A 523-nucleotide genomic window follows, 5' to 3' on the forward strand; every position below is an offset into this window, starting at 1 on the left:
TACAAGCGCGTCGGCCTCAGCGTCAACAAGTGCCTCAGCTTCCGCATCAACCAGTGCGTCAGCTTCAGCAAGCACAAGCGCCTCGGCCTCAGCAAGTACCAGTGCGTCAGCTTCAGCAAGTACCAGTGCATCAGCCTCAGCATCGACAAGTGCTTCAGCTTCAGCGTCAACAAGTGCCTCGGCTTCAGCAAGTACTAGTGCATCGGCTTCAGCGTCAACAAGTGCGTCAGCCTCAGCATCGACAAGTGCATCAGCTTCAGCGTCAACAAGCGCATCGGCCTCAGCAAGTACTAGTGCATCGGCTTCAGCGTCAACAAGCGCATCGGCTTCAGCAAGTACCAGTGCTTCAGCTTCAGCAAGTACCAGTGCTTCAGCTTCCGCATCAACAAGCGCGTCGGCCTCAGCAAGTACCAGTGCTTCAGCTTCCGCATCAACAAGTGCCTCGGCTTCTGCAAGTACCAGCGCGTCAGCCTCAGCAAGCACAAGTGCCTCGGCTTCAGCAAGCACTAGCGCGTCAGCATCG

Annotated in this window: 1 protein-coding gene; it reads right to left on the reverse strand. The window is 56.6% G+C overall.

The window, feature by feature from the left end:
• Nucleotides 1–523 (reverse strand): hypothetical protein (locus tag D8837_RS09600; protein WP_185755712.1); only part of this gene is annotated, 523 nt, incomplete at both ends.

Origin of the sequence: Streptococcus mitis (assembly GCF_003942965.1) — a bacterium.
Lineage (GTDB): Bacteria > Bacillota > Bacilli > Lactobacillales > Streptococcaceae > Streptococcus > Streptococcus mitis_BH.